General features: G+C 31.8%; 31 protein-coding genes and 2 tRNA genes. 8 read left to right on the forward strand and 25 right to left on the reverse strand.

The window, feature by feature from the left end:
* Positions 1 to 12 precede the first annotated feature (12 nt).
* Positions 13 to 1,314, forward strand: a complete 1,302-nt coding sequence (gene glyA, locus STK_RS07585) for a serine hydroxymethyltransferase (protein WP_010979394.1) — start codon at positions 13 to 15, stop codon at positions 1,312 to 1,314.
* Here glyA and STK_RS07590 read toward each other — a convergent pair.
* The 4 genes from STK_RS07590 to STK_RS07605 are packed head-to-tail and all read right to left on the reverse strand — an operon-like array spanning position 1,307 to position 4,779.
* The gene (locus STK_RS07590) at positions 1,307 to 1,714 is read right to left on the reverse strand and encodes a universal stress protein (protein WP_010979395.1); all 408 of its coding nucleotides are present in this window, start codon (positions 1,712 to 1,714) and stop codon (positions 1,307 to 1,309) included. The genes glyA and STK_RS07590 overlap by 8 nt on opposite strands.
* On the reverse strand, positions 1,711 to 2,742 hold the full coding sequence (locus tag STK_RS07595; protein ID WP_010979396.1) for a phosphorylating glyceraldehyde-3-phosphate dehydrogenase: 1,032 nt from the start codon (positions 2,740 to 2,742) through the stop codon (positions 1,711 to 1,713). Before STK_RS07595 ends, STK_RS07590 begins: the two co-directional genes overlap by 4 nt.
* Positions 2,729 to 3,976 (reverse strand): phosphoglycerate kinase, encoded by a 1,248-nt coding sequence (locus STK_RS07600; protein ID WP_010979397.1) that lies wholly within the window; start codon positions 3,974 to 3,976, stop codon positions 2,729 to 2,731. The genes STK_RS07595 and STK_RS07600 overlap by 14 nt, the downstream gene beginning before the upstream one ends.
* A gap of 47 nt (positions 3,977 to 4,023) precedes the next feature.
* Positions 4,024 to 4,779, reverse strand: a complete 756-nt coding sequence (locus STK_RS07605; RefSeq protein ID WP_069168147.1) for a hypothetical protein — start codon at positions 4,777 to 4,779, stop codon at positions 4,024 to 4,026.
* A 131-nt stretch (positions 4,780 to 4,910) separates the two neighbouring features.
* On the opposite strand from STK_RS07605, the gene STK_RS07610 reads away from it, so the two are divergent.
* From STK_RS07610 to STK_RS07620, 3 genes are all read left to right on the forward strand, one after another.
* Positions 4,911 to 4,983: transfer RNA gene (locus tag STK_RS07610), tRNA-Gln, on the forward strand.
* A 465-nt stretch (positions 4,984 to 5,448) separates the two neighbouring features.
* Complete coding sequence (locus tag STK_RS15270; protein WP_198429660.1) at positions 5,449 to 5,607, forward strand: hypothetical protein; 159 nt, start codon at positions 5,449 to 5,451, stop codon at positions 5,605 to 5,607.
* Positions 5,600 to 5,821: a hypothetical protein gene (locus STK_RS07620; protein WP_052846553.1), complete on the forward strand. Its 222-nt coding sequence runs from the start codon at positions 5,600 to 5,602 to the stop codon at positions 5,819 to 5,821. Before STK_RS15270 ends, STK_RS07620 begins: the two co-directional genes overlap by 8 nt.
* Positions 5,822 to 6,295: 474 nt before the next feature.
* On the opposite strand, the gene STK_RS07625 is transcribed toward STK_RS07620, so the two are convergent.
* Entirely contained in the window at positions 6,296 to 7,726 is a 1,431-nt protein-coding gene (locus tag STK_RS07625) for a hypothetical protein (RefSeq protein ID WP_010979399.1), read from the reverse strand.
* Between the two features lie 913 nt (positions 7,727 to 8,639).
* Here STK_RS07625 and STK_RS07630 point away from each other — a divergent pair.
* Positions 8,640 to 9,080 (forward strand): hypothetical protein, encoded by a 441-nt coding sequence (locus STK_RS07630; RefSeq protein ID WP_010979401.1) that lies wholly within the window; start codon positions 8,640 to 8,642, stop codon positions 9,078 to 9,080.
* Positions 9,081 to 9,087: 7 nt separating this feature from the next.
* Here STK_RS07630 and STK_RS07635 read toward each other — a convergent pair whose 3' ends face one another.
* From STK_RS07635 to STK_RS07720, 18 genes are all read right to left on the reverse strand, one after another.
* Positions 9,088 to 9,441, reverse strand: coding sequence for a hypothetical protein (locus STK_RS07635; protein ID WP_052846554.1), 354 nt, complete (start codon positions 9,439 to 9,441; stop codon positions 9,088 to 9,090).
* A gap of 35 nt (positions 9,442 to 9,476) precedes the next feature.
* Positions 9,477 to 9,575 (reverse strand) — tRNA-Arg (locus STK_RS07640).
* Between the two features lie 42 nt (positions 9,576 to 9,617).
* The gene (locus STK_RS07645; RefSeq protein WP_232616454.1) at positions 9,618 to 10,247 is read right to left on the reverse strand and encodes a DUF434 domain-containing protein; all 630 of its coding nucleotides are present in this window, start codon (positions 10,245 to 10,247) and stop codon (positions 9,618 to 9,620) included.
* Positions 10,207 to 12,921: an alanine--tRNA ligase gene (gene alaS, locus STK_RS07650; protein WP_010979404.1), complete on the reverse strand. Its 2,715-nt coding sequence runs from the start codon at positions 12,919 to 12,921 to the stop codon at positions 10,207 to 10,209. The genes STK_RS07645 and alaS overlap by 41 nt, the downstream gene beginning before the upstream one ends.
* A 51-nt stretch (positions 12,922 to 12,972) precedes the next feature.
* Complete coding sequence (gene rpl12p / locus STK_RS07655) at positions 12,973 to 13,290, reverse strand: 50S ribosomal protein P1 (protein ID WP_052846954.1); 318 nt, start codon at positions 13,288 to 13,290, stop codon at positions 12,973 to 12,975.
* Between the two features lie 38 nt (positions 13,291 to 13,328).
* Positions 13,329 to 14,333: a 50S ribosomal protein L10 gene (locus tag STK_RS07660; RefSeq protein WP_084742658.1), complete on the reverse strand. Its 1,005-nt coding sequence runs from the start codon at positions 14,331 to 14,333 to the stop codon at positions 13,329 to 13,331.
* Between the two features lie 5 nt (positions 14,334 to 14,338).
* Positions 14,339 to 14,998, reverse strand: coding sequence for a 50S ribosomal protein L1 (locus STK_RS07665; protein WP_052846555.1), 660 nt, complete (start codon positions 14,996 to 14,998; stop codon positions 14,339 to 14,341).
* 5 nt (positions 14,999 to 15,003) lie between these two features.
* Positions 15,004 to 15,516 (reverse strand): 50S ribosomal protein L11, encoded by a 513-nt coding sequence (locus tag STK_RS07670; protein WP_010979408.1) that lies wholly within the window; start codon positions 15,514 to 15,516, stop codon positions 15,004 to 15,006.
* Positions 15,517 to 15,526: 10 nt separating this feature from the next.
* Complete coding sequence (locus tag STK_RS07675) at positions 15,527 to 15,985, reverse strand: transcription elongation factor Spt5 (protein ID WP_010979409.1); 459 nt, start codon at positions 15,983 to 15,985, stop codon at positions 15,527 to 15,529.
* A gap of 10 nt (positions 15,986 to 15,995) precedes the next feature.
* The gene (locus STK_RS07680; RefSeq protein WP_010979410.1) at positions 15,996 to 16,175 is read right to left on the reverse strand and encodes a protein translocase SEC61 complex subunit gamma; all 180 of its coding nucleotides are present in this window, start codon (positions 16,173 to 16,175) and stop codon (positions 15,996 to 15,998) included.
* Positions 16,176 to 16,207: 32 nt separating this feature from the next.
* Entirely contained in the window at positions 16,208 to 17,140 is a 933-nt protein-coding gene (gene ftsY, locus STK_RS07685; protein WP_232616551.1) for a signal recognition particle-docking protein FtsY, read from the reverse strand.
* Positions 17,141 to 17,340: 200 nt separating this feature from the next.
* Positions 17,341 to 17,796 carry a prefoldin subunit alpha gene (gene pfdA, locus STK_RS07690; RefSeq protein ID WP_052846955.1) on the reverse strand — a complete coding sequence of 152 codons (456 nt, stop codon included), beginning with the start codon at positions 17,794 to 17,796 and terminating at the stop codon, positions 17,341 to 17,343.
* A gap of 5 nt (positions 17,797 to 17,801) precedes the next feature.
* Positions 17,802 to 18,062 carry a 50S ribosomal protein L18Ae gene (rpl18a, locus tag STK_RS07695; protein ID WP_052846956.1) on the reverse strand — a complete coding sequence of 87 codons (261 nt, stop codon included), beginning with the start codon at positions 18,060 to 18,062 and terminating at the stop codon, positions 17,802 to 17,804.
* A gap of 1 nt (position 18,063) precedes the next feature.
* Positions 18,064 to 18,735 (reverse strand): translation initiation factor IF-6, encoded by a 672-nt coding sequence (locus STK_RS07700; RefSeq protein WP_010979414.1) that lies wholly within the window; start codon positions 18,733 to 18,735, stop codon positions 18,064 to 18,066.
* Entirely contained in the window at positions 18,732 to 18,998 is a 267-nt protein-coding gene (locus STK_RS07705) for a 50S ribosomal protein L31e (protein ID WP_010979416.1), read from the reverse strand. Before STK_RS07705 ends, STK_RS07700 begins: the two co-directional genes overlap by 4 nt.
* Before the next feature lie 3 nt (positions 18,999 to 19,001).
* Positions 19,002 to 19,157 carry a 50S ribosomal protein L39e gene (locus tag STK_RS07710; protein WP_010979417.1) on the reverse strand — a complete coding sequence of 52 codons (156 nt, stop codon included), beginning with the start codon at positions 19,155 to 19,157 and terminating at the stop codon, positions 19,002 to 19,004.
* Positions 19,154 to 19,501 carry a DNA-binding protein gene (locus STK_RS07715; RefSeq protein WP_156014597.1) on the reverse strand — a complete coding sequence of 116 codons (348 nt, stop codon included), beginning with the start codon at positions 19,499 to 19,501 and terminating at the stop codon, positions 19,154 to 19,156. The genes STK_RS07710 and STK_RS07715 overlap by 4 nt, the downstream gene beginning before the upstream one ends.
* A gap of 10 nt (positions 19,502 to 19,511) precedes the next feature.
* Positions 19,512 to 19,973, reverse strand: a complete 462-nt coding sequence (locus STK_RS07720; RefSeq protein ID WP_010979419.1) for a 30S ribosomal protein S19e — start codon at positions 19,971 to 19,973, stop codon at positions 19,512 to 19,514.
* A 70-nt stretch (positions 19,974 to 20,043) separates the two neighbouring features.
* Between STK_RS07720 and STK_RS07725 the strand changes: the two genes are divergently transcribed.
* Positions 20,044 to 21,213 carry a nicotinate phosphoribosyltransferase gene (locus tag STK_RS07725; protein WP_010979420.1) on the forward strand — a complete coding sequence of 390 codons (1,170 nt, stop codon included), beginning with the start codon at positions 20,044 to 20,046 and terminating at the stop codon, positions 21,211 to 21,213.
* On the opposite strand, the gene STK_RS07730 is transcribed toward STK_RS07725, so the two are convergent.
* Together STK_RS07730 and STK_RS07735 are read right to left on the reverse strand one after the other, a co-directional pair.
* Complete coding sequence (locus STK_RS07730; protein WP_052846958.1) at positions 21,200 to 22,237, reverse strand: phosphate signaling complex PhoU family protein; 1,038 nt, start codon at positions 22,235 to 22,237, stop codon at positions 21,200 to 21,202. The two genes, STK_RS07725 and STK_RS07730, sit on opposite strands and share 14 nt — an antisense overlap.
* 62 nt (positions 22,238 to 22,299) lie before the next feature.
* The gene (locus tag STK_RS07735) at positions 22,300 to 23,304 is read right to left on the reverse strand and encodes a DUF711 family protein (RefSeq protein WP_010979422.1); all 1,005 of its coding nucleotides are present in this window, start codon (positions 23,302 to 23,304) and stop codon (positions 22,300 to 22,302) included.
* Positions 23,305 to 23,360: 56 nt separating this feature from the next.
* Here STK_RS07735 and STK_RS07740 point away from each other — a divergent pair, with 56 nt between their 5' ends.
* Positions 23,361 to 23,756 (forward strand): DsrE/DsrF/DrsH-like family protein, encoded by a 396-nt coding sequence (locus STK_RS07740; protein ID WP_010979423.1) that lies wholly within the window; start codon positions 23,361 to 23,363, stop codon positions 23,754 to 23,756.
* Positions 23,753 to 23,968 carry a sulfurtransferase TusA family protein gene (locus STK_RS07745; RefSeq protein WP_010979424.1) on the forward strand — a complete coding sequence of 72 codons (216 nt, stop codon included), beginning with the start codon at positions 23,753 to 23,755 and terminating at the stop codon, positions 23,966 to 23,968. The genes STK_RS07740 and STK_RS07745 overlap by 4 nt, the downstream gene beginning before the upstream one ends.
* The last annotated feature ends 20 nt before the right edge of the window (positions 23,969 to 23,988 follow it).

Genomic DNA, 23,988 nt, shown 5'->3' on the forward strand with positions numbered 1-23,988 from the left:
TAACTTAACCATATGAGTCAAATTCCTAAAGAGCTTGAAAAAGTAATTGAGCTAACAAGAGAACAAAATAGATGGAGAAGAACAGAGGTAATAAATTTAATAGCTTCTGAAAACGTAATGAGCCCTTTAGCTGAAACGGTTTATATGAGTGACTTTATGTCAAGATATGCAGAAGGTAAGCCATATAAAAGATATTATCAAGGAACAAAGTATGTTGATGAAGTTGAAACATTAGCTATGCAATTAATGAATGAAATTACTAATACTAAATTCTGTGATTTACGAGCTACTAGTGGGACTATAGCAAATGCTGCTGTGTTTAGAGTACTAGCTAACCCTGGTGAAAAGGCATTAATTGCTCCAGTTCAAGCTGGGGCCCATGTAAGTCATACTAAATTTGGCACATTGGGAGCTTTAGGCATAGAACATATTGAACTTCCTTATGATGCTGATAAAATGAATGTAGATGTAGATAAAGCCATAAAGATGATTGAACAGATTAAGCCTAAATTTATTGTAATGGGAGGAAGTTTATATTTATTTCCTCATCCAGTTAAAGAATTAGCCCCTCATGCACATGCTGTTGGAGCTAAAGTAGTCTATGATGCTGCTCATGTTTATGGTTTAATAACTGGAAAAGCGTGGCATAATCCATTAGAAGAAGGAGCAGATATTATGACTTCTTCAACGCATAAAACTTTCCCTGGACCTCAAGGTGGTGCTGTATTTTCAAATGAAGAAGAAATATTTAAGAAAGTTGCTGACACAATATTTCCTTGGTTTGTTAGTAATCATCATTTACATAGGTTACCAGCCACTGCTGTTACTGCTCTTGAAATGAAGTATTTTGGTGAAGATTATGCAAAACAAATAACTAAAAATGCAAAGGCTTTTGCTGAGGCATTAGCAGCTGAAGGTTTTAAGGTTATAGGAGAGCATTTAGGTTATACTCAGAGCCATCAAGTAGTGCTGGATGTTAGAAACTTAGGTGGAGGTGCTAAGATAGCTAAATTGTTCGAAGATGCTAACATAATAACTAATAAAAACTTATTACCTTATGATCCACCTAGTGCTGTAAAAGATCCTAGTGGTATAAGGTTAGGAGTACAAGAAATGACCAGGTTTGGTATGAAAGAAGAAGAAATGAGAGAAATAGCAAAGCTAATGAGAGAAGTGGCAATTGATGGTAAAGATCCAAATGAAGTAAAGAAAAAAGTAATTGAATTTAGAAAGAATTATTTAGAGGTCAAATACACATTCAGCGTCGATTTATCAAAGTATTCTAATGGAAAAATGCTACCATTACTTATCTAACTAATATAACTGTTGTTGGTGCATTTACTGAAATAGATAAAGCAATTGAGCCAATATTTATATCACTATTTATTGATAGCCCTCTAGCACCTAGTATAACTGCATCATAAGAATTTTCTGATAAAAATCTTAATATTTCATTACTTATGCTACTTTCTTTACTTGAGTATTTTATTATTTTAAACTCATAATCTACCCTTCCATTAACTCTTTTTTCTACTTTTTCTTTTATCGCTTGTTCATTACACTCTTCACATACATGAATAACTGAGATTTGAGAACCGTATCTCATGGCAAAGTCTATAGCTAAATCTAGGGCTCTAAAGCTATTTTCTGAACCGTCTATCGGAACTAAAATTTTTCTTAACCAGAAACTTACGGTATATGTAGGCTCAGTCATAATAGATACCCTTTCATAATTCCTAAAGTATCATTTGTAACTTTAATTGATTCCTCTTTTCCCATAAGTCCAAGGGAAGCCCTAATAGCATCAATATTCTCTGGGACTACTATAGACTCTTGATGAACGCCATACATTAAGAATACTTCATTTCCATTAGTATAGATAGAATCTTCAAATACAACAACTTCTGGGATATCATATCTAACTCTGCCCATATCTCTTGAAACTTCAATAATTTCAGCAGTAGAAGAAACTGTTGTACGTGAGGAATTAACCAGGATTATTCTAGGAGTATTAAGGAAAGTGTTAATGATGTCGTCTCTGTTAACCTTATCTTTCACTGTTAAAACCATTGTGTGTAGATGCATTAGAGTTGTGGGAGCAATAACAGCCATTGTAACTATATCAATTCCTTTTATTACAGTAAGAACATCTTTAGCATGATGACTAGGTACACTTGCTGGATCTGGAACAATAGAGTTTATAGGGCCTCTCTTAACCTCTTTCGGGTCAGCAGCTCTTCTCACTATTGTAGCTCTAACTTTTTCAACTTTACTAATCTTATTCATCGTACATATTATTCTTAGCATCCCAGTTGTGTTGCATGAGACAACTCTGATATATTTTTTGCCTTTAGCCTCATCATAGTTACATAAAGCAGAGAATGATATATCAGCTACGTCAGCTTTTTCCCCGCCCTGAAATAAGGCGTTCTTTCCGAGACTTTGATATAAAGGTTTATATGTTGCTCCAACTCCGTTTGGAGTAGTATCTACTACTATATCAGCCTCTTTTACCATATCTTCAATGGTGCCTGCAACTCTGATTCCAGACTTTTCGAATTTACCAATATTATCTTTTACTGTGTATATCTTTATACCTTTTTTATCGGCAATTATTGCCTCATAATTTGGTGATGTTTTACCAACTCCTATTAATTCCATGTCTGGTTGTAATCTTATCGCATCAGCTACTCTTTTTCCAATAGTCCCGTAACCATTTACAGCTACCTTAACTTTTTCCACTTTGCATCACCCATGACATATGTAAAGCTTCTAATGCCGGTAACTTATCACCGGCTAAAAATAAAAGCAACGCTCCTCCTCCGGTAGATACATGAATTTTATTTGGATTTATTTCTACGTCTTTATCAAGCATACTTATCATATGACCGCCACCAATAATTACATATCCCGGGCTTTCAATAGAGGCTTTCAGTAAGCTTTTAGTACCAATTCTGAATCTTTCATCTTCAATAACTCCCATAGGTCCTCTTAATGTAATGACTTTGCCTTCCTTAATAAAAGAGGAATAAATTTCAATGGTAGTATTCCCTATATCTTTTATAATACCACTCACATTATTCTCCGGATCATTGCTTAATTCTCCACTAGGTTTTTCCACTGTAAAGTCAACAGGGATTTCTATAGGTGCACCAGATAGCAAGATTTTTCTAGCTCTCGGAATTAGGCTCAGAAGACCCTTATTCTCTAAAACTTGCATATTAGGCTTACCTAAATTTATACCTTTCGCAACAGCAAATAGTTCTGCTACTAAACCGCCAGTTAATATTCTATCAGCAACTCTATTTTTTGCTAGGTGTTCAATTATCTTTAATGTATCACTAACCTTACTTCCTCCCAAAACAAATATTTTTGGAGAGTCTTCCTTGTTAAAGATCTTAGATAATGCAGAAACTTCTTTCTCCATTATTCTTCCTGCAGCTGAAGGTTTTACTAAAGGAAATCCTACTAGACTTGGTTGGCTTCTATGTGCTGTTGCGAAAGCATCGTTAATGTAAAAATCGACTAATGGGGCTAATTTTCTTACTAAAAAAGTTTTAGATTGCTGTTGTGGAGGAGCCTCTATTAATTCTTCAGATACGATTCTAACATTCTCTAATAAGATGGCTTCCCCTTTACCTAGTTTAGATATTTTTTCTCTAGCATAAGGACCTATAACATCATCGACGAACTCAATTTCCCTACCAACATATTTAGATAGGATTTTAGAGTGTTCTTCTAAAGAAATAAAATCATCATCTCCTGGTCTACCTTGGTGGGAAATTATTACTACAGAATTTTGCTTATCGAGTAATTCTCTAATTGTTTCAGCATGGGCTTTAATTCTGGAATCATCTAATAATTTTCCAGTTTTTCGGTCTACGGGTGAATTTATATCTATTCTTAGTAAAACTTTTCTCCCATTTATGTCGAAATCTTCTATAACAGGAATATTAAGATCAGCTACTTTTATCATAATCTCATGTTTAAGATTAGAAAAAAGGTATATAAATAAGTAGTATTTTAGCAAACAATATTAGATGCTAATATGTTACCCCATAATAGTGGTATTAAATATTTAGTCTTAAATTTTGGAATATTTACTTGAATTTCTACATTTCTCGGAGAGGTAGTTCTCAAAGTAACATTGGGCTGCTCTACTGAAAAATATGAAAATGTATCTTTTAATATTTCTGTATCAATTTCCCTAAAAGCCCTGCATTGATAAATAGATTCAAAGCTCCCATTATTTAGTGTTAAAGAAACAGAATGACAACTAGTTTCTAAGGTTCTTTCAGTTATCTTGATGAATAGATCTTTCATAGCATAAGGTATTTCATATCCATAAGCTCCCCTAGGAGGTAAGAGCATCTTAATATAATCCTCATCTATCTTTGACTGCTTCTTTATTAACATATCAGTTGAAAAGAAAAGAAAAGTAGTGTTGCAAGCTCTTAATCTACTTAATCTTACCTCACCTAAGGTCAAATAATCAGAAGTTACGTTCTTAAGTGCATTGTAAAAATCTAACTCTCTAATGTGTTCTGAGAAAGTTAGCATACCTTTTACAGAGAATAATCCCTTAATTTTTTCATCCTCAACGTAATATAATAAACTAAGGTTCCAATCCTTGACTTTCAGTTTCTTCATTGTTTTTTCTATTATACTCTTAATCAACGATGCGTTAGAGTTCTTTCTTATAATTAACCATTCCCCAAAATCATCAGTAACCGTTATAGAGTTATCATCGTCCTTCCGTTTAAAAAACTTCATTATCAAAACAACTAACCTCTTAATATTTTTTGATAGGTAAGATTTAAAGGTTCATAATAAACTAATGACTTTTAAAGATGCTTTTGTAATAAAAGAAAGCCATTCACTTTTTAAATCTACTTTCTAATATTATTATTAGCCGGGTCGTCTAGTGGTCAAGGATCGAGGGCTTTGGCCCCTCGGACCTGGGTTCAAATCCCAGCCCGGCTACCTTTTTATAAAAAATTTATTCTTACTCCTAGGACTTTTAGACTATAACTGATAATACTCTTAGTATACTTTCAATCAGTAAAAGAAAACTGCATTAAACTAATTTAATAATTATTTGTAGTTATATCTTTATCTTCACTATAAATTATATTTATATGTCCTAATCTTTCTTCTTAGTTTATTTACACGCATTATTACTTTAAGCATAATATTTTCATTAGTTTGCAAATCAATTAAATTAACTATCTTCTCAAAGAAGGAATTACTCTAACACTCCCACATTTGCAAACTTAGGTTATTAAAGGTTTAGTATATAACGCCTCTTATATACGTTTGAAAAACTAAGGAGAAGTTAAATAATTTATTATGGTTAAACCGTATACACACTCTAACTATAGAAAAAATTATATATTAAACTGCTTAAAAAAGAAATATTTATGGAAAAGACATATAATAAACATAGTGTTGCATGTAATAATTATAACAGCAATAGGGGCATTAATAGTAAAATATTCTAAATTAGCTGTAGTTATTTTCTTTATATTAAGTACTATAGCTTTAGCATTCTATAAATATGTAGAAAACAATTACTTAAAGAAGATAGGAGAGGATGCAAATGACTAAGAAATTGATTTTATTAGAATGGAGAAGAAGAATTTTGGAGGAGAATCTACTTATAGCATTAATATTGCTCGAGCTATTTTTAAGCATTATATTTATTTTAATCGGATATCTTAAAGGCAATATATACTTTAGAGGAGTTGGAGTAGGTTTGGTAATTGCTTGGGTAACTAATGTAATAGCCTATTTATTTAAAAGATTTAGTAGCAAACATTGAAGTTAAAAATGTAATTAAATTCTAAGGGATTATGACGATTTATACTAGGATTATCTTAGTTGAGCATTACGTTTAATCAAAGAATGTTACTGATCTTTTCTTTTTAATCAATCCTTATTTGTTGTATTTTTGTTAAAATAAAACATCTTTTTCCATTTTTGAAAATTAATTCATTTGAGCAAATCTAACAGAATATTACTGTAATTAAGTATGAATATAATATAGATTTAACTTGTTAAAATACGAGTAATATTTTGAGCTTTAATTATTGTTTTTAGAAGTAGTATTGAGCTCTTTAAATTTTCTAAAATACTACTGACATAAAATCCTTGTATGCCTTATATCTGTATTTTAAGTCATGTATCTTACTTATTCTTTAACGTATTGTAACTTGTAAAATTCTCTCTTAAGGACTTAGCATGGTATTCTCATCTGATGATATTTAACTAAAAAGTTAAGAAAACAGGATTGTAGTTAATAATTCAGAGCTTTATTAGAGCAATTTACTAACATTGCGCACTGGTCTACTTCATTTAATAGTTCTTCATATGTTATATCTGGGTTGTTTAGTATTATTTCTTTAGCACACTCCTCTACTCTAGTCTTATACTTCCACCACTGATTATAAACGTACCTATTGGTTATTGATGGGGGCTTACCAGCCAGTTCATCAACAACCTTATCATACATCTCCTTCAACTCCTTAGCCTTCTCCTCAGCCTCTTTTAAACCATCATCATAAGAAACCTCAACCCAATCCACAATGAGTGCAGCAGCAGTAGCAATAAACTGCGGAAACGCAAGAGAAAGATCAGAAACAGCCTTCTTAAACCTCTTACTCGCACCCATGAGACTATTTAGTGAATCATAAACGTTCATCATCTTAGCCCACTCAATTATAGCAGTAGTAGTTAAGTCAGAAGGAGGCTGAGCAATTCTTAGATAAACTAGTTGTACACCCTTAATTGTTATTTGAGAAATACCAAGAATTAACCCAGCTAAACCAAACTGGGAGCAAGATGTACCACAAGGTAACACAGCATAAACAAGAGCACCAATATCAATATCATTAAACCTAGTGTCTAGGAAACTTAAAGAACAATATTGCTTAGGCATTATTTCGCTACAATTTGATAAGACCTCTTTAGTCACAGTATCAAATGTAAAACCGGGGTAGATTTTCAAACCGTGACTCTTTGCCACCACTGGGTTAGTGCCATAGGCAAAGTAGATGTAAGGATATGTATCTGAGGCAGGACGCATTACATCATTTCTAGCAGCTATAGAAAGATAATAACTACCCCCCGATGAATATGTTAAACTAGCCTTTCCAAGAGCCAGTAACTGACTATAATGCATTACCATTGGTGCGTTGGTAAATATTGTTAGTATGCCTCCCTGGAATTCTGCTAGGTAGTTCCAGAAGATGTTGAATGTTCCTTGGCAGTTTTTGAATAGTGGTGGGTTGTACCATGTTGGTGGTGTTTTTGTTTTGATTAGTGGTATTGCTCCTAGTCCTTTGTCTGCTAGGTCGTCGATTGTTTTTCTATTTAGTTTTCCTGGTGATGTTGCTTGTGATCCTCCTTGGTATACTATTAGTTGGTCTGGGGACCAGTATGGGGAGATTCCGCCTATGTAAAACCAATCTCCCGTGTCTGTTGTTTTTATGAGTATTCCTTGTCTGAAGATTTTTTCTGGGGAGTTTGAGGCTTCTTTTAATACTCTTCTACTTGAGGCTATTGCGGGGTAAATCTCGTATCTTTGTGCTGTTTCTAGTGAGTTGTATCTTTTTAGGTTTTCTATTACGCAATTAGCTTGTTGTTGATCTAGTATTATTTCTCCGCCTATGATTCCTCCTAATATTCCGCCTAAGGAGCTTAAGGAGGGTGCTGTTTCAACTGCCATATTTTATTCTATTATTTTAAATATTTAAATCTATTCCAAAACATTAATTAACATATTTAATATAAAGATTAACCCAGAGATATACATTCATATAATTAAAGAATTTATAAATAGTATTACACATGAATAAAATCCAAAGAAGGCATAAAAAGGATAGAGTTCAAGATTATAATAAGTTGTGAAATAAGTAGTAGTTATTGGGAAATCACTACATCTTGGCATAACATTAATTTGATTATAGCTCTTTTTAGTCAGATGTACTTCGGTAACAAACATAAAACTAAGAATTATATTGAAAAATTTATTCATAAAATAAATTTCTTAATTTTCTATATTAATGAAATCTGCTAAATAAAGTGAATTAATATTAGTTTTAATATCGAGAAAATACTGTGAATTATCTAAATGTTAATTGGCTTGTCTAATCATAAAGCTCTAGTTTAGCATTGATATTAGTGAGCATCGGAAGTTAATTTATGTTGTGAATTTATTCTTAGTAATTTGTAAATATTTTGTAGGATTAAACATTAGTTAAATGATATTTTATAGTAAATATTATGAAAATTTCTAAGTTCTAGGAATTAAATCTTGGTTAAGTCGTATAATGTTGGATCAGGAGCTTCGTCATTTATGATCTTGGCATGAGCATTAATCTGATTACCTTTTGCTTTATTTTAAGATTTTTATATAAATAAACTAAATTTGTCTCATAGTATGATATACATAGTAATTCTTTCACTTAGCTCATGAAGTTCTTTTTTGTTAATATAATCATGAAGAGATAATAGTCTTTCATTCATTAAGTTTCTATTTAAACTTTGCTACACTAAGGAAATCTACTCTTATTTTTACTTTTTATTGTTAATATTGATATTTCAAGCTTTATATATTTTATAATTGATATATAAGCAAGATGATAATAACTAAGAACCGTGAATCAAAATGGCAAGTTTTTACGTTTTCAGAAATATTAGAAATAAAAGACCCTATTTCAATTATAGAGTTGCTTACAAATCCTAGGTTATTGTTTAACATAGCTAGTGATAATAAGGTGATTTTTCTTTTGCCCTTTAAAAAAGATATTACTGGTCTAGTTCTTAAAAGAAGTTTAGTAGGAAAATTAGAAGGTCCTTTTATATATGATAGAATAGTGAAATATAGGATTTTAGGTGATAATTTTAAATATTTAATTTCATTTGAATTAAAAGAAAGGAAATTATTTATTTATTCTTTTCTTGCATATAGAGCTACTCTTTTAGATAAGTTAATTGGTGGAAATAAAGTATTAGAAGAGTTGACACCAGAAATATTTATTGGAAAACATTTAGCTAGAGTGATATTGGGAGATTCGTAAGATGTGCTCAAATGTAAGTATGTGGCCTGATTTCTGTTTTAGGTTTTAATGCTTCAACTATAATAACATTATTATTGCTTAATCTCTTTAATATATCCTTTATCAATACTTTTATTTTTCTCATTCTTACATCTTTCAATTCCTGGTTAATTCTTTTTAGTTCTTCTAATGTTTCCGGTTTAACTATATAATATATTTCATCATCCTCTTTTATAGCTCTTATTTCCTTTTCTATTTCTGCGGCTATTTTTATAATATCTTCCTCATCTTTATCCTTGATTAATTGTAATGTTTTATTGGCTGCTTCTATTATTCTATCTTCATTCAAGTCATGAATTATATCTAATAGTTCATTTAACACAAAAGAATAATCTGCTTTTGAACTTAAATATATAGCGGACCCGCCGGGATTTGAACCCGGGACCACCGGCTGTCTTCTTTATACACCGGCCAAAATAGGAGGCCGGCGCTCTGTCCTGGCTGAGCTACGGGTCCGCTATAAAATTATATATTTTATCTTATAGCTTTTTTGTTATCTTATGTTGGGGGTATTTTGAAAACCTTAATATTCCATATGTTACCTATTATTTCTCCTAAAAGATCATATACTCTTTCTGCTTTGTTTAAAATCAAGAAATCATTACTTACTATTACTTCTTTCCTAAGTAATAGGATTTTATCTGTTTTATTTACAACCTCGACGTTGATTCCTAGTTTTCTAAGCTTAGAAGCTAATTCTCCACTTTTACTTATTTGAGAGTCGAGTAGAATTATAGATTTTATATCTTTATGACTTAAGTATTCATTAACAAGAATAAGTGCCTCAAGTATTTCTGGGTCATTTTTTCTTTTTCCTAATCCCAAATCCCTATAAAATCCGTCATCGCATAAAAATATCTCATCTTCATAAATAGCAGAAAGTAATGTTATTGCTATATTATATCCGTCAATTGCTATTTCACTTGGGTTAATAACTATTTTTCTTTTTACCTCTTCTATCTCTTTATTAGAATGAGTGCATCTGTATAATAAAAGCCTTTCCTTTTTACTTAAGTTGTATCTAGCGGTAACTAAATCTAAGGCTGGCTTTCTATTATATCCTCTGTTTAATAGGTATTTATAGTCCTCATATGCCATTATTAATTGTTGATTTAATTGTATTGACAATTTTATCAACATTTAGTTGTGTTGTTATACTTCCATATGTCCCTTTTCCTCCTCCTTTTCCTCCTTCTCTTCTTAAAGCTTCGATAATTTTATCGACTCTTAGGTCATTAGATGTAGCTATTTCAACCACGTTATTATTTCCTTTATTAGATATATTTACAACTATACTTTTTTGATTCATTGTTAATTTTCTCATTGCTTCTTTTCTTAATTCTTCATCAAACAGATTAATTATATAAATTGTAACGCCATTTACAGTCTCTTTTTTGCTTATATTCTCTATTTCTTGTAGCATCATTTTCCTGTATTGATTCAATAATTCTTCTTTTTCCTTGTATTCCTCTAGGAATCTCTTTAGTCTTACTTCTATTTGTTCTGGTGAAGTAGAAAGTTGTCTGGAAATTTCTTTTAATTTATCTTCTTCTTGTCTAGCATATTGAGCCACAACATCTCCGGCAACATATTCTAGTCTTATTACGCCATCTTGGATCTTCTCCACGTTAATTATCTTTAAAGCTCCTATTTCTGAAGTATTAGATAAATGGGTTCCTCCGCATCCTTCAATATCCCAATCCTTTATTTCAATTAGTCTTACATCAGCTCCTTCAGGAACTCCACCAGCATAAATTGAAACGCCATATTTCATTTCTGCCTCAGTTCTGTTTATTATTAGAGGTCTTACAGACCTCCTATCATTTATTATATAGTTAGCTAAGTCTTCTATTTTCTTGATCTCTTCTTCAGTGGGTAATTTATAGTGTGTTATATCTAATCTTCCTTTTTGCGGTGTTTTTTCTGCTCCCGCTTGCCATACATGTTCTCCTAGTACTTTTCTGGCTGCAGAAAGAATTACGTGAGTTACTGTATGGTGTTTCATTATTCTATATCTCCTTTGCCAATCTATTTCTCCATAGACTTCATCTCCTTCTTTTAGAGACGGCTCCTTATCAAGTATATGGAATATAACATCTTTTACTTTTTGTGTATCAACTACTTGGTAAGTATTTCCTTTTTCATCTTTAATTATCCCCGTATCTCCTATTTGTCCTCCTCCTTCTGGATAGAATGTAGTTTGATCGAGTACAAGGTAGTTTTTATATACACTAACTACTTTAGCTGTAAATGATCTTTTATATTGATCTTCATAATATAATTTTTTGGTAGGGGGTAAGTTTTCTGCCAAATCAATAACATCTTTAGGTAATTTCTCTTTTTTAGTATCTTTTAATGGTACGGTTTGATGTCTTTTTGCTACTAAGCCATAGAAATTGTAAGGTACTTCAACTTTTATTTCTGGATTTATCTTTCTTATTTCTTCAACTAGTAAATCTGGGGGAATACCATTTGAATCATAAAGTTTTACTAAATCATCCACGGAGATTTCTTTTCTTCTAGATAAAGAAGAAGCTGTAAGTGATATTTTTGATAATGTTTCGTTAAATCTTTCTTGCTCTAAATTAACTACATCAAGGATATAGTCTTTATTCTTTAACAACTGTGGAAAATCTTCCTTCCAATATTCTATTTGTTCTTTAACCAATTCATAAAGTTTTATATCACTTCCTAATAATCTTAGTACTCTTAATGCTCTTCTAATCAATAATCTTCCTAAGTATCCTTCTCCAGAGTTTGATGGAACGAGACCATCGGCAAGCATTAACGCTATAGTTTTAGTATGATCCAATACTTGGAATACTCTAGCAGCTCTTGTTAGTTCTTGATCTACATATTTTAAATCTAATCCAAGTTTCTTTGCTACTTCTTCTCTGTGCCTTTTAATTGTTTCTGGTTTATCTGGGTCTATTCTACCAGCAAGTATTGCTGCTGTTTTTAGTAATTCGTCATCTACTAGAGGAGCTCCTATCTTATTAAAGAAAGTATACACTAAATTACCGTAAATTGCATGGAATGCTGTGGGAGTCTTTTGGGTAAACCATGCTATTCTTTCTACTCCATAACCTGTATCAACTATTTTTAATTTTAAAGGTACGTAGTTACCATCTTTTATCTCATATTGCATAAATACTAGTGTTGCTAATTCTAATCCTCCTACAGTTACTTCAAATGACGGACCTGCATTTCCTCCTCCTTCCCACCAAGATTCCTTATAATTTAATTCCTCTTCTGGTATACCTATTTCTTCTACAAAGAACTCCTTTGACAATTCAACTGTTTCATCTTTCCAGTATATTTGCTTATCTGGATAATTAAACGCATGATGGGCAGCCATTTCAAATGTTGTTAAATGTCTTCCAAAAGTAACTCCTACATTATCTACATCTTCCAATCTAATACAGGGCTGGGAGAGAACAAGTGGGTTTGCTGGTGGTGGTACTATTCCGCTAGTTACAAAAGGTTGAAAATCAACTATACTCGCTATTGTAAGATATAAATCCTCTCTCCATCGTGCTAATACTGGTTTTGGTGGAATAATTGTATGACCTTTTTTCTCAAAGAATTTGAGGAATTTTTGTCTTGCTTCTCTTACAGTTAATGGTGGGCTCTTAATATTTAAATCAAAAAAGTAGTAATCTGTGCAAGGTATATCAGCACAAACGTTTCTTTCTTTATCCTTAGTCCAAAATGGTGTTTGACAAACTTGGCAAATCTTTCTGTTATAATTATTATTTAAAAAGAATTTCAAACGATACTCATTTTCATTAACTTGAACCATAATCTAAGTAATTAAGAAGCAGATTAAAAGAGTTTGTATTAAAAAAGATTTTTAACCAAAGAGGGAAGCTAGTCCTCCACCTATTTCTTCTTCGCTTGGTCCTTTCTTTTCTTCCTCTTCTTTCTTCTCCTCTTTCTTCTCAGCTTGTTGAGCTGGTGCCGCTGCTGGTGCTGCAGCTACTGCTACTGGCATTGCAGTAGCATTCTTTAATACCTCATCTATATTTACTTCTTTTAATGCTGCGACTACAGCCTTTAGTCTTACCTCATCTACTGTTATACCTGCAGCTGTTAATACATTTTTTAGGTTTTCTTCGTTTATTTCTTTTTTGGCTGAGTGTAAGAGTAAACTAGCATATATATATTCCATATCTATCACACCATAAAGGTATTAACTAATATATAAATTCATCCTCCGAATAATGAGGATAGTCCTCCACCTATTTCTTCTTCGCTTGGTCCTTTCTTTTCTTCCTCTTCTTTCTTCTCCTCTTTCTTCTCAGCTTGTTGAGCTGGTGCTTGTTGGGTTTGCGGCACTTGAATTCCTAAATCTACTTTTCCGCTTATTGCACTTGCTAGTGCATAAGCTTTTGATATAGCTCTAGAGAATACAGCTTGCACAGTCTCTGGTGTTATAAATCCAATTTCCGCAGCTAATGATAAAGCATTTCTTGCAGCTTTTTCTGCTGAGACTTTTAGAACATCTGGTATTGGATATGCTATTTCTACTGCTAATCCGAATGCTGATTGATAAGCTTTCATTATATCTGTCTTATAATCATCTAAGTTGATAGATAGTTGATTCCCTGGTATAATTAGACCATTATCATAAGCTACTTTTATATTAAGTTTTATATGAACAGGCATTATTCCTAGTTTTTGTAATATTGGTATAGCATCTGGAGGAATTGGATCTCCTGGTTTAGCTATTACAGTATCTTGTGTGACATGAATTTTCCCATCTTGAACTTTAGTCTTTATTTTTAATTTTCCAAATATGCTTAATGCTGGACCTGCAGGCATTCCAGTATCTCCAGCGGGAATAACTACTTCTTCATCAGCTTTGTCACCAGGCATTGCGTACCTTTTTAGTTTAAACTTTGAAAGGAATAATTGAATTTCAAATGGGTTTTTATTCGTGAATATAAAAGCGTTAGGACCAGTTAAATAAGGTTCTAATTTGGATACATCTAAACCAGCATTTTTCGCGGCTATTCCAAATAATGTATTCTTTGTAACTTTAATTTCTGCCATTCCTCTCATTTTTTTCCTAATATCGTGCAATTTATCAGCTGGGAATCCTTCAATATTTGCAATTATTATTGTATGGTATTCCCTTAGTTTTTGTTCAAGTTCCTTTACTTCTTCAATTTTCCATTTCGCTATTTTTCTTTCTTGCGTTATAACTGCCATGATTCTCACTTCTTTAATTCTACTTTAACTATTTTACCCATTGTAGTTTTTACATATATAGCTCTTAAGTTTGCCTCAACTTTTGCTTTGTTTTCTATTGTATTAAGTACAGCTAATGCATTTTCGGCTAAATCTTCTGGTTTCATATCCTCTGTACCTATAAACACTTGGACATGTGGTTGATCTTTTGTTTTTACTAGCGTTGATCTTTTGAATCTAAGAATATACTCTGTAATATCTGCGGCATTTGGTAGTGGTGTAGGGAATTTTCCTCTCGGACCCAATGCAGGACCTAAAATTCTACCTACTAAAGCCATAGAATCTTGTGCTACAAGGAACCAATCATTCTGTCTTGCCAGTTTTTTAATAGCTCTTTTTTGTCCTTGAAGTTTCTGCAATTCTTCTTTTGTAAGCAATACGTTTGGTTCTGCTTTTTTTGCAGATTCTATTTGTTGAAAAGCTGGTATTACTAAAACTTTTCTTGGTTTTGAAGGTTCTTTTGGTAATGGTACGATTTCTCTAAGTTTTAACTCACCTTTTTTCATATCAATTCCTTTAAATGTAACTATGAGTTCAACACTTTGTGTAAAATTCCTTTTAGGGTTATTTTCTGGATTAAGAGCAACTTTAAGAGCTTCTACTAAACTATCCTTACTGGCTAACATGTTCTTCACCCTTCTGCTTCATTCCATTTTTGTTCATATTTGGCTAATAAATCATCATATTTTCCTTCATCTACGGCTTTAACTAATTCTTTAGGGCTTTTCTTATCTACTGTTAAACCTATAGAATGAGCTGTACCTAAGATTGATTTTACTGCGGCTTTTAATGTTTTTGCTGTTATTTGGGGCTTTTTCATTATCGCTACCTGGATTATATCCTCAAATTTTATATCGCCTACTTTTTTGTGTGCTGGATCTCCAGAGGGTTCACTTGCATTTGCAAATTTTAACAATAATGAAGTAGTAGTTGGTATTCCTACCTTTATTTCGTATTTCTTTGTATCAGTATCTACTTCTAATGTTACTGGTACTGACATTCCTTTAAATTGAGAAGTTGCATCATTTATCTTTTTTACTACTTCTCCTACATTAAGTCCTAATTGTGACAGTGTAGGAGCTAATGGTGGACCTGGTTTTACATTTCCTCCTTCAACCACGATTTTAATTGATTTTGTAGGCATCTATTCTCACCTATTTTTTCACAGGTTTGACTTGATCTATTGGAACTGTAACTTGTAAGGGGAAAGATGATTCTAAAATATTTAAAACTACTTCATTTTTGGCACTATCTATTCTAACTACTTGAGCTTGCATACCTCTAAAGGGTCCAGAAGTAACTTCTACCATATCACCTACTTTATATGCTGGGGCAATTGTGGTTTTAGAAATGAATTTAATTATATCATCTTTTTGTACAAGACCTTGTGCAAATCCTCTGACATGTCTTATACCTTGCGATACAAGCTTAACCACGTGGGGTCCAGTAGCTTCTAAAATCACATAGCCTTTTACATTAGGTGGTACTATTATAGAATATACTTCTTTTATATTATTTGTCTTTATTCTTTCTTCAATCATTAATGCAACATTTATCTCTTGCCCTCCAGTTACTCTAACAGCATAATAGTTGGAGAATCTAGGCCTTTCCATAATTATTACCCTAGTGTAGTAATAGGGCTACTGTCAATTGAATAATATAAGCAATTATTCCTACAATTGCCATAACAAGTAAGGTAAGCTTAATACTTTGATTTAATGTGTCTTTTTCAGGTTTCTTAGCTACGGAAATTATTCTTTTCCAATCTTCTCTTAAATTCTTTAACCTTTGTGAAAGACTCATATACGATATAGTTAAACGTTTAGTTATTAACTTTAACTACTAAAAAGCCTTTTTATAAACCATTCAGCATCAAACGGTATTAGACTGTCATAATCTTGTCCGACTCCTAAATATATTACTGGCTTATTTAATTCATATGCTAGGGATAGAATCACACCCCCTTTAGCATCTGCATCTACTTTAGTTAATATTACGGCATCATAACCTACATTATTCTCAAAATATTTTGCTTGTTCTAATGCGTCATTCCCAGCTAATGAATCTAGAACTAAAATTCGTAAATCTGGTTTTGCTATTTTTACAATTCTTTTTAACTCAGATACTAGATCTTCATCAATATGCATTCTCCCCGCAGTATCGATTAGTACTACATCAATATTTCTACTTTTTGCAGAATTAATAGCATCAAAAGCTACAGATGCAGGATCAGCACCATATTTTCCTTTTACTATTGGAATTTCTAACTTGCTTGCGTGATATGCAAGTTGCTCCTGAGCTGCGGCTCTAAATGTATCAGAGGCTGAGATTATACACGAAATTTTATTTTTCTTTAATAAATATGCTACTTTTGCTATTGTAGTTGTTTTTCCTACTCCGTTTACTCCAAAGAAAACAATTACATATGGTTTCTTATTTCTTTTTCTTATTTCTTCTATTAGATCTATTCTCTGGTTTTTTGTTAATATTTCTTCTATTGATTTTTTTAATGAATTAGTAACTAGCTCCTCTAAATCTTCACTTCTAGTGACTTTTTTCCCAATTATTGCATTCTTCAAATCATCTAATATTTTTTCAGTAACCTCATACGAAACATCAGATTCTAGTAGTTGGTATCTAAGTTCCTCTAATATATCCTGGATATCCTCTTCTTTAATAGTTTTATATTTAATAAAATCAAAAAATGAAAACCTAGATTTTTTTTCTTCTGTGGTAATTATATTTTTTTTCTCTTCTTTTTCTACTATTTGAACTCCTTCTGGAGGATTTGTAATTTCCTGCTTTTGTTGGGTTTGTGTTTCTTCTAATCGAGGAGATTTTGCTTCTTCGATTTGTAAAGTTGGAGCGGTTTGTTTTGTTTCTTCTTTCTTTTCTTCTTCAGGTTTGCTTTCTCCTTTTATTTTATCTAATAAATTATTAAATGCTTTTTTTAATTTATCAAAACAAATTATCCACCTTTATTTTGTTGAGCTTGCAATTGTTGTTGTGCTTGATTAAGTATGTCAGCTATTTCTTTATAGGCTTCTAAAGATTTAGCTAATTCTTTTTCTACGTTACTTAAAACGTTTGATAATTCACTTTTTTTATCATTTAATACTTTAGTTGCAAAATCTGGGTCTACTTCTGCATAATATTCTAGACCTAAGTGAACTAAAACTTTTGCCTTATCTATACCTTGAACCTTGAATATTACGTTTCCTCTTTTGTCCCCTACCATTAAGAGCTCTTGACTATTTTGTAATTCTTTTAATGCTTGTAATGAGGAGTCTATTGACATTATATTATCTTGTAGTTCAGCATAAGTTTTCTGTAAATAATCAATATACTTTTTTAATGCATCTGCTTGTGCTAATAAATCCTCTAAAGAGACAACTACTTTTTGCTGATTTTCTTCATTACTCATAAATATCACATTATTATTTTATTTAACTTTGCTAAATCTCTTACTGTTTTATCTTTTGCTTCTTCTACTGGTATCTCTTTTATTTCCTCTATCTTTATATTATATCTCTTTACTTTGTTCTTGCTTCCTAAATATGAATACAAGTACTCTAATGCTTGTTTTTCATTTAATGCTCTTACATACTTAACTACTTTTTGTTTCATTGGATAATGTGAAGCATTAAATGTTACTATTGCTCTTATGACGTAAGTTTTTATCTCACTCATCTCAATCACTAAAAGCTCTTTGGATTCTTAAAATCTCTGGTCCTGTTGTTGCTGAACCTACTAGAACTCCATTCCTATTTGCTATTAAACCACTATGGATAAAAGCACTGCCAAAATTAACAGTACCAGTATCTATTTTTACTCTAAATAATTTACTTAATTTATCGAGTTCTTCTTCTGTTGTATCTATGTGAACTAAACCAGCTTTATCAGTTATAACTCCTACAGAACCTACAGTTATAATATTAGCTATGCTTCCTTTTTCTATATTATCAATCTGTAGACTTTCCTTTATTTTTTTAAATTCGATGCTACTTAACTCTGGATAAATTAAAGCCCCATAAGAATTAGTGAGAATTATGTTTCCTAAAGCAGTTGGTCTTATATCTAAAATTTCTACTCTAACATCTCTAGCTATATCTTTTATCTTCTTTACTTCTTCATCATCAACATTTCTGGGTAATAATATAACATTATTGTTGCCAGCTACAAAAATTCCTATAAGGAAGCTTTTAGCAATAGTTGTCTGTATTATTTCTGTTTTGAAAGTTTCTTGGATTTTTTGGATTGTTTCAACATCCAAATTTTTAGGAACTATAGTATATTTATCATTAGTAAAGATATATATCCCTATGTTATCGGTTCCAAAAATAGTTAACTTATCTATGATCATTCACTCTTTAATGCAAGTCTGACTAAATATGTTTTTTCTCCTATCTTTTTTACTGCTACTCTTACTTTTCTTACTATTTTGTCTCTTCCGTTATATGTTATACTCTTAGCTAATAGAGGGTCAATTATTACTTTCTCGGCTCCAAAATGTCTTTGTACTATATTTCTTATCATTTTGATTGCTCTTTTGGTTCTTTGATTTCTTCTTCCCATGAAAGCTCTCTTGAAATTGATTACCATTTCGAAATTATCCTTCTCCTTCATTTTTTACACCTTTAAATCATTTCTTCTCCAATCTCTTCTGTGGAAGTTATATCTAAACTTTCCATTTGTTTTTATTATAACCCATGCTGGTACTGGTGAATTACTTTTTAATGCTCTAGCCAATCTTAATTTTCTCCCCAAAGGTTTATTTTTACTCATTTCCAACCCCTTTCCCTAATTGTAATCTTATAATCTTTTCTAGTTTGATTAGTTAATTGTGCTAATATTTCTTTCAATTCTTCATCAGTTATTGGCGCTTGTATTCTTCCAGATTGTGCTAAAGCTATCAGTTGATTTTCTATGGCTTCAGCTAACTCTGGTTTAACTAATTTAACATTAGCTAATCTTTGTCTGGCTTCTGGTGTTAGGATGACTCTTAGAATAGCATCTTTTTTTGCCTCTAACTCAGCTTTTCTTTGTTGCTCTTCCAATGCTTTTCTTTGTTGTTCGAGAGCCTTTCTTCTTAATAATTCATCTAATTCTGCGTCATATTCGTCACTCATTTTCATCACCTTATTCTAAGTATTTTTTCAATTCTGGTTTTTTCTCAGCCAACTCTTTAAACATTTCGTATGATAATTTATCTAAAAGTGATCTTCCTTTAGGTGATAAAACTCTACCTTTTTTCGTTCTTATAACTAATCCAGCTTTTTCTAATTGGCGTAAAATTAATCTGTTAGCATGACCAGGTGCCTTAACTGTTCTCGGTGGTTTAGCTCCTCTTCTCTTTAGTCCACTATATAATCTTCTTGTAGTTCCAACTCCTAAGGGTGAGATGAAATATAATTTTCGTAATAAAGAAGCAGCCCTTACATACCACCAGATTTCTGGATTATCTGGAACTCTTTCATTAAAGCTAGAGGTTTTAGCAAAGTAGGACCATTCAGCCGGTTGTAGTTCTTTTACATTTTCTCTTAGATACTGTGCTAATCTAGGTATGAAAACATCTGCTGGCACCATTTTAGGTGTTATCATAAATTTTCCAGTATATGATCGTCTACTGAAGGTTTAAAATTTAACTTGTCTTTTTAATTAACGAGTTGATATGAAATTTTATATTGCATCTGAAGAGGATATACTTTCTGGAAAAATAACGGATATTTATTTTGAAAGAGCGGAACAAACTTTGAAGCACTTGGGAATTTCAAATGTAAAAGTAAGAATGGAAATTCATTCTTATGGTTTACCAGAAGGATATAAATGGGCTGTATTTGCAGGCCTCGAGGAGGTGCTTAGGCTTTTTGAAGGAAAACCAGTTGATATTTATGCTATGCCAGAAGGTACTTTATTTAAGGAAATAGAACCAGTAATGATAATAGAAGGAAATTACTTAGATTTTGGGGTGTTCGAGACTGCATTTCTAGGAATGCTTAGGCATTCCTCTAGTATAGCTACGAAAGCAGCTAGAATAAAAAGTTTAGCTATGGATAAGACTGTGTTATTTTTTGGATTAAGAGCTTTACATCCAGCAATAGCTCCTATGGCGGATAGGTCAGCTTATATAGGCGGTTGTGATGGGATCTCAGGAGCTTTTGATAGAGAATATTTTAATATAGAACCTTCTGGAACAATGCCTCATGCATTAATGTTAGTTGTGGGTGATAATGTAAAAGCGTGGAAGGCATTTGATGAGGCTATGCCTCCAAGCGTTCCAAGGATAATATTGTCTGATACATTTGAGGATGAAAGAACTGAAGCACTAAAGGCAGCCGAATTACTGAAGGATAGAATTTATGGTGTAAGGTTAGATACCCCATCTAGTAGAAGGGGTAATTTTAGGAAAATTATCCAAGAGGTAAGATGGACATTAAATATACATGGTTATAATAACGTTAAGATTATTGTAAGTGGAGGTATAGATGAAGATGATGTAGTAAATTTAAGAGATGTTGTAGATGGTTTTGGTGTAGGAACTAGTATAGCATTTCCTCCAAGTGTAGATTTTAGTGCTGATATTGTTGAAAAATACGTTGATGGTAAGTGGATTCCATTCACTAAAAGAGGAAAATGGCCTGGAGCTAAACAAGTTTATAGATGTGGGCCTACACCTGATCATGACGTTATAACACTTCTTGATGGGAAGCCTCCTTCTTCTGATTGTCGTCCTTTATTAGTGAAATATATGGAAAATGGAAAATTAATAAGAAGTTTGCCTTCTATAAAAGAAATAAGGGAGTATGTGTTACAACAATTAAAGAAAATTACTCAACAATAATTTCTTTTGTATTTTCTAAACTTCTATTGAATGCTATCTCAACTATTGGTTCCATTCTTCTTATGGCATTGTACAGTCTTAGGTTTACACTTCTTATTACTATAATTAATCTATAATTATCCATGGAATCAGTTTTAGTGGCTTCCGCTATTAATATTCTTCTTAATGTTCTTAATTCTTCCATAGCCTCATTTATTAATTTAATATCTTCTTTATTAAGAACTTTTATAGCATGATCTATTATTACCGTAGATTGTTCTATCAAATCATTAAATTGGTTCCAGTATTTCTTTATTTCATCTAAATCTTGTGGAGGCAATGCAAGTAGATCGTTTGCTGCTTCGCTTATCTCATCAGCAGCTTCTTCAATGGCTTTTATTAATATCCTATTTCCAATTAACTGGATTCTTTTTACACCTATCATATATGCTAAGCTTCTATTTGATTGTGAAAGTATAAGTTGTCTTAATGCTAAGTAATATAAACGGTCTATTTCCCTTTCTAATTCTATTGTTTCTTGCAAGAAGGTTCTACTACCTTCTTTTATACCTAGACTTAGATAATGAAGCATTTGTTTTAGGTTGTTTATAAGCCTATTAAGTAAGCTGTTCATAGTGTATTTAGTAGGGTCTAAGAAAGATTGTATTTGTATATAATCAACGTTTTGGACAGTAATTTCAAAACCAATTAAACTCCTTACTGATTCCTTAATTTTTCTTAGTAAATCTTCACTAAATAATTTTTCTTTACTCTCTATTTCTATCCTATCAAATCCTAGAATATAAAGCCCATATATGATTCTAGTGATTATTTCTGGTATTACAAGATTAGAGATGACTACTTTTATTTCTCTAGGAGAGCCTTGAATTTTCATATTTGGCGGATAGATTTTTAGGCTTCCATCCTCATCAACTTCTAAATATACGCTCTCCCCAGCATTTAATCCTACTTCTTTTACCCATTCAGCTGGTAGGGAAACCATTAATGTTGATTTCCCAAATTTTTGAACCCTACGTACTTCCATTTTTATCACTATACTATGTGTTATATATATTTCAAAGTTTATAAAAGTAGTTTAAATAGGTATCAGACAGTTTTAATCTCGGGTATTTTGCCATAACCATTAATAAATATATATCCTGAACCAGTAGATGGAATAATTCTTATACCATAAGGTCTTCTTTTATTAAATTGAATTGCAATACTATCAAGAAATATCTTATAATATAGATCCTTATCCCTGGTTATTGCTACCATGTCCAATCCTGCAACACAAGCAAATGTGAGTTGTTGTAAATGAGGTAATCTTAGACTTTCCTCTTCAACTCTTTTCATTAATGTTATATCTTCGGCAACTGGTAGCATAACTTCAGAGAAGCCTATAGGTTTTATTTTATTTTGCCATGCTAAATTGAATAATTCCTTGTTAATACCAAAAACTGCAAAAGTATTACCAGGCGAAAATAGTTTTCCACTTTTATTTTCTATTATATCAGCAACACTCTCAGTCATCCACGGGGAAAGTGAAATATCAACGCCTAAATACCTAACTTTAAAGTCTTTAGCATATTTTGCCCCAATTTCGTTTGCATTAATCAAGCTTATGTTTCCTTTACCTTGTAGATAATCATTAGCAAATAATACAGATATGCCAATAGAGTCAGTTATTGTATTTGCGGATCCTACTGGAAAATATGGAGTTAAAAGGAAATCATCATAGATTAGGACAGCTACTCTAGTTGAAATCTCAGGATCTAAGGAGTATATAAAATCTGATACATCTTTGGTCTCTTCTGGTCTTTTAAGTAAAACTGAAGCGTAAATCTTATCATTTGTATGTAATATCCCTGCTAATTCCTTTATCCTATTATCATTAGATTTTAAATGAAATAGTGAGAAAATTATTTCCTTAGAGTCTATAGGAATGAGATCTGCTATTTTATCTAAAGACAAGTCTCTGGGTGTTGGTGGTAAAGCAATTCTTTTTGTCCATATTTTCTCGTCTTTTATTTCCTCTAGTTTTTGAATATAATCATTTATTTTATTTTTGTCAAAATTCGTAACGAATATTGTTAATGCCCTTATTTTCATGTATTCGAATATAGCTGGCAAATATTTTATTTTTACTTTTCTTATTCTTATTAAGTATGCAGAAACTTATTGTTCTTGTATCGAATAATAGCCTTGATGCGATGTATCATGCTCTTACTTTAGCATTATCAGCTAAAGCTTTGGGTTGGGGTGTTAAAGTATTTGTAACTTCTCAAGCTGTGGCTTTATTTATTAAAGGTTCAAAGAGAAAATTTTCTATGCCATTTCTTGCAAGATTATTCTTAAATTTACAAATGAAGAGACTAAAGATAACTGATGCTGATAAAATGTTAGAAGAGGCACTAAAAGAAGGTGTAGAATTCTACGTCGATGAGGTAGGTTTGAAAATAATAGGTGCAAGTAAAGAAGATTTGATTGATGGTGTGAAATTATCTGGTAGTATAACTTTTTTAACAGAGGCAAAAGAAGCTGATGTGGTGGTCTCTTTATGATAATTGATTCTGATGACGTGTGTCCAGTAGTTCTGGTTCAAACATTAAGGGCTTTTAGAGACGCTAAAGAAGGCGAGGAAATAGTGGTTAAAACAAAGTGGGAGGCTGCTGTGCAAGAACTAAAAAAATGGTGTGATGAGACTGGTAATACATACATTGGTTGGGAGAAAGAAGGGAATAAATATGTTATTAAAATGAAGAAAGGAAAATAATACTTTTAAGTTATTAGTTA

Origin of the sequence: Sulfurisphaera tokodaii str. 7 (genome assembly GCF_000011205.1) — an archaeon.
Taxonomy (GTDB): domain Archaea; phylum Thermoproteota; class Thermoprotei_A; order Sulfolobales; family Sulfolobaceae; genus Sulfurisphaera; species Sulfurisphaera tokodaii.

Bases quoted from the DNA above. Each gene is read 5' to 3' on its own strand.
- pfdA (WP_052846955.1), bottom strand. From the start codon at position 17,796: ATGAGTAATGAAGAAAATCAGCAAAAAGTAGTTGTCTCTTTAGAGGAT.
- STK_RS07625 (WP_010979399.1), bottom strand. From the start codon at position 7,726: ATGGCAGTTGAAACAGCACCCTCCTTAAGCTCCTTAGGCGGAATATTA.
- STK_RS07620 (WP_052846553.1), top strand. From the start codon at position 5,600: ATGACTAAGAAATTGATTTTATTAGAATGGAGAAGAAGAATTTTGGAG.
- STK_RS07730 (WP_052846958.1), bottom strand. From the start codon at position 22,237: ATGGAAGTACGTAGGGTTCAAAAATTTGGGAAATCAACATTAATGGTT.
- STK_RS07665 (WP_052846555.1), bottom strand. From the start codon at position 14,998: ATGTTAGCCAGTAAGGATAGTTTAGTAGAAGCTCTTAAAGTTGCTCTT.
- STK_RS07590 (WP_010979395.1), bottom strand. From the start codon at position 1,714: ATGACTGAGCCTACATATACCGTAAGTTTCTGGTTAAGAAAAATTTTA.
- STK_RS07720 (WP_010979419.1), bottom strand. From the start codon at position 19,973: ATGATAACACCTAAAATGGTGCCAGCAGATGTTTTCATACCTAGATTA.
- STK_RS07600 (WP_010979397.1), bottom strand. From the start codon at position 3,976: ATGATAAAAGTAGCTGATCTTAATATTCCTGTTATAGAAGATTTCGAC.
- STK_RS07735 (WP_010979422.1), bottom strand. From the start codon at position 23,304: ATGAAAATAAGGGCATTAACAATATTCGTTACGAATTTTGACAAAAAT.
- rpl12p (WP_052846954.1), bottom strand. From the start codon at position 13,290: ATGGAATATATATATGCTAGTTTACTCTTACACTCAGCCAAAAAAGAA.
- glyA (WP_010979394.1), top strand. From the start codon at position 13: ATGAGTCAAATTCCTAAAGAGCTTGAAAAAGTAATTGAGCTAACAAGA.
- STK_RS07670 (WP_010979408.1), bottom strand. From the start codon at position 15,516: ATGCCTACAAAATCAATTAAAATCGTGGTTGAAGGAGGAAATGTAAAA.
- STK_RS07680 (WP_010979410.1), bottom strand. From the start codon at position 16,175: ATGAGTCTTTCACAAAGGTTAAAGAATTTAAGAGAAGATTGGAAAAGA.
- STK_RS07705 (WP_010979416.1), bottom strand. From the start codon at position 18,998: ATGAAGGAGAAGGATAATTTCGAAATGGTAATCAATTTCAAGAGAGCT.
- STK_RS07715 (WP_156014597.1), bottom strand. From the start codon at position 19,501: ATGAGTGACGAATATGACGCAGAATTAGATGAATTATTAAGAAGAAAG.
- STK_RS07700 (WP_010979414.1), bottom strand. From the start codon at position 18,735: ATGATCATAGATAAGTTAACTATTTTTGGAACCGATAACATAGGGATA.
- alaS (WP_010979404.1), bottom strand. From the start codon at position 12,921: ATGGTTCAAGTTAATGAAAATGAGTATCGTTTGAAATTCTTTTTAAAT.
- STK_RS07660 (WP_084742658.1), bottom strand. From the start codon at position 14,333: ATGGCAGTTATAACGCAAGAAAGAAAAATAGCGAAATGGAAAATTGAA.
- STK_RS07630 (WP_010979401.1), top strand. From the start codon at position 8,640: ATGATAATAACTAAGAACCGTGAATCAAAATGGCAAGTTTTTACGTTT.
- STK_RS07725 (WP_010979420.1), top strand. From the start codon at position 20,044: ATGAAATTTTATATTGCATCTGAAGAGGATATACTTTCTGGAAAAATA.
- STK_RS07675 (WP_010979409.1), bottom strand. From the start codon at position 15,985: ATGGAAAGGCCTAGATTCTCCAACTATTATGCTGTTAGAGTAACTGGA.
- rpl18a (WP_052846956.1), bottom strand. From the start codon at position 18,062: ATGAGTGAGATAAAAACTTACGTCATAAGAGCAATAGTAACATTTAAT.
- STK_RS07740 (WP_010979423.1), top strand. From the start codon at position 23,361: ATGCAGAAACTTATTGTTCTTGTATCGAATAATAGCCTTGATGCGATG.
- STK_RS07745 (WP_010979424.1), top strand. From the start codon at position 23,753: ATGATAATTGATTCTGATGACGTGTGTCCAGTAGTTCTGGTTCAAACA.
- STK_RS07710 (WP_010979417.1), bottom strand. From the start codon at position 19,157: ATGAGTAAAAATAAACCTTTGGGGAGAAAATTAAGATTGGCTAGAGCA.